General features: G+C 63.6%; 4 protein-coding genes. 3 read left to right on the top strand and 1 reads right to left on the bottom strand.

Going from position 1 to position 2,450, the window contains the following annotated elements; all coding sequences use genetic code 11:
• On the top strand, positions 1-448 hold a 448-nt coding region (locus GSQ88_RS13440), incomplete at its 5' end, for a peptide chain release factor-like protein (protein WP_283810681.1).
• Positions 445-1,332, top strand: coding sequence for a peptide chain release factor N(5)-glutamine methyltransferase (gene prmC / locus GSQ88_RS13435; protein ID WP_159008229.1), 888 nt, complete (start codon positions 445-447; stop codon positions 1,330-1,332). The genes GSQ88_RS13440 and prmC, both read left to right, overlap by 4 nt.
• 197 nt (positions 1,333-1,529) lie before the next feature.
• On the opposite strand, the gene GSQ88_RS13430 is transcribed toward prmC, so the two are convergent.
• Positions 1,530-1,769 carry a hypothetical protein gene (locus tag GSQ88_RS13430; protein ID WP_210253803.1) on the bottom strand — a complete coding sequence of 80 codons (240 nt, stop codon included), beginning with the start codon at positions 1,767-1,769 and terminating at the stop codon, positions 1,530-1,532.
• Positions 1,770-1,849: 80 nt separating this feature from the next.
• Between GSQ88_RS13430 and GSQ88_RS13425 the strand changes: the two genes are divergently transcribed.
• Positions 1,850-2,450: DUF4167 domain-containing protein (locus tag GSQ88_RS13425; protein WP_159008276.1), on the top strand; the 601-nt coding region annotated here is incomplete at its 3' end.

Here is a 2,450-nt window from a genome sequence, read left to right as displayed (position 1 = left end):
CGATGTCGATATCAAGAGCGACGACCTCAAGATCGATACCATGCGCGCGCAGGGTGCCGGCGGCCAGCACGTCAACAAGACCGAATCGGCGATCCGCATCACCCATCTTCCGACCGGCATCGTGGTGATGATGCAGGACAGCCGCTCGCAGCACAAGAACCGCGCCTCTGCGATGAACATCCTGCGCTCGCGCATCTACGACGCCGAACAGCAGCGCATCAACGCGGTGCGCTCGGCCGATCGTCGCGAGAAAGTCGGCTCCGGCGACCGCTCCGAACGCATCCGCACCTATAATTTTCCGCAAGGCCGTGTCACGGATCATCGCATCAACCTCACGCTCTACAAGCTGCCGCAGGTGATCGCGGGCGAAGCGCTCGGCGAACTGGTCGATGCGCTGACCACCGAACACCAGGCAGCCCAGCTCGCCGCCCAGGGCGCCGCAGCGTGAGCGCCGGCAATACCGCCGGGCAGACCATCGAGACCGCGCGGCGTACCCTGACGACGCGCTTCAAGGCTGACGCGATCGATTCGGCCGAGCTCGACGCACGGCTGCTGGCGGGTGCCGTGCTTGGGCTCGATCTGACCGGCATGGTCACGGCCGCCAACCGGCGGCTCACAGCGGACGAATCAGCTCGCCTCGACCAATTCGCTCGGCGCCGTCTTGCGGGCGAGCCGGTGGCGCGGATTCTCGGCCACAAGGAATTCTGGGGACTATCGTTGCAGCTATCGCCGGCGACGCTGGTGCCGCGGCCCGATACCGAGGCGGTGGTCGAACTGGCGCTGGAGATGCTGCGCGCCGGCGGCTCGGCCAATCGCTCGCTGCGAGTGGCCGACCTCGGCACCGGCTCGGGCGCGATCCTGCTGGCGCTGTTGTCGGAGCTGCCGGCGGCCCACGGGTTCGGCACCGACATCTCGGCGGCAGCCTTGCAGACCGCCGCGGCCAATGCCGCGGGCGCGGGGCTCGCCGGCCGCGCGACGTTTATCGCGTGCGATTATGCCACCGGGCTGACCGGCCTGTTCGATCTGATCGTGTCCAATCCGCCCTATATCCGCTCAGTCGATATCGGCGGCCTCGCCGCTGAGGTCCGGGATCACGACCCGCTCGCAGCCCTCGACGGCGGCGCCGATGGGCTCGACGCCTATCGCGCGCTGATCCCGCAGGCCGCATCTATCCTGGCGCCGGGCGCCGTTTTGGTTGTAGAGGCCGGACAAGGCCAGAGCGGCGACATTGAAGCTTTGATGACGGCGGCGGGATTAACCCACGAGACAGCGCCCAAAGCCGATCTGGCGGGGATCCCGCGGGCGGTGGCGGGGCGGAAATTGCCCCCGTAAAGCCCGATTGTGGTGCAAAAAAACCACTTGGAATATCCAGCGGGAGCGACTACCTTCCGGTCACAACGTCGGTCCAGGGTTTGCTGGCCCCGCAGATGCCCCTCAGGGATATCGCGGGTAAAGGCCGGAGTTCTCAGAGCGAGAGCCCGCTCCGATTGAAAGGTTCCTAAACGCAGGTCCAGTTGAGCGCGATGGCTTTAGAGAGCTGTGCCGCTGCCGACCGCAAAGCGAACGAAAGCCTGATATTGCGCTTGATACTTCACGTGAGAGACTTGGGCTTGTTTCGGCAGGCTAAGTGATTTGGCGCAGCCGGCGGCGTGCGCTGGATTGCGGGGGAACGCGTCTTTGCTGATCGCGACGTATGGCAAAATCGATATGCAATCGACCTGCACCGCGCTTGTGCAGGTGACGCGCGCCGCATCGGGCGAAGCGGTCACGACAGCGACCATTCAAGGCGTTTAACCTCAAGGCTTCAATCTCTAGACTGGTAACTTCAGGGCTGGAATAAAGGCGAGACATGAGAAACGGTCAAAACAACAACAAGCGGATGCGTAACCGGAACAACAACAATAGTAGTAGTAGCAATAACAACAACAATAATAACAATAACCGGCGCGGCCAGAACCCGATGACCCGGGTGTTCGAGTCCAACGGACCCGACATCAAGATTCGCGGCACCGCCTCTCACGTCGCTGAGAAATACGTGCAACTGGCGCGCGACGCCCGGTCTTCCGGCGATCCGGTGGCTGCGGAGAACTACTACCAGCACGCAGAGCACTATTTCCGCCTGATCGCCACGGCCCAGGAACAGTTCCGCCAGAACCAGCCGCAGCCTCGCCCCGAGAATGAAATGACCTCGGAGGACGGCGATGACGAAAGCGAGAACTTTTCGAATTTCGGCCAGGAGCCCGGCTTCGTTCCGGCGCAGCCGCAGCCGTTCGTGCCACGTGACAACCAACCGCGTGACAATCAACCGCGCGATCAGCAGCGCGACAACGGCCAACCCTATCAGCCGCGCGAGCAGCATCAGCCCCGCGAACACAATCACAATCGCGATCATCGCCCGCAACCGCAATTCCAGCCGCAGCCACAGCCGCCATCTCAGCCGCAGCCGGTGA

The organism is Bradyrhizobium sp. S69, from assembly GCF_009766005.1.
In the GTDB taxonomy this organism is placed as follows: Bacteria; Pseudomonadota; Alphaproteobacteria; order Rhizobiales; family Xanthobacteraceae; genus Bradyrhizobium.
This window is presented reverse-complemented; position numbering and strand designations above follow the sequence as displayed.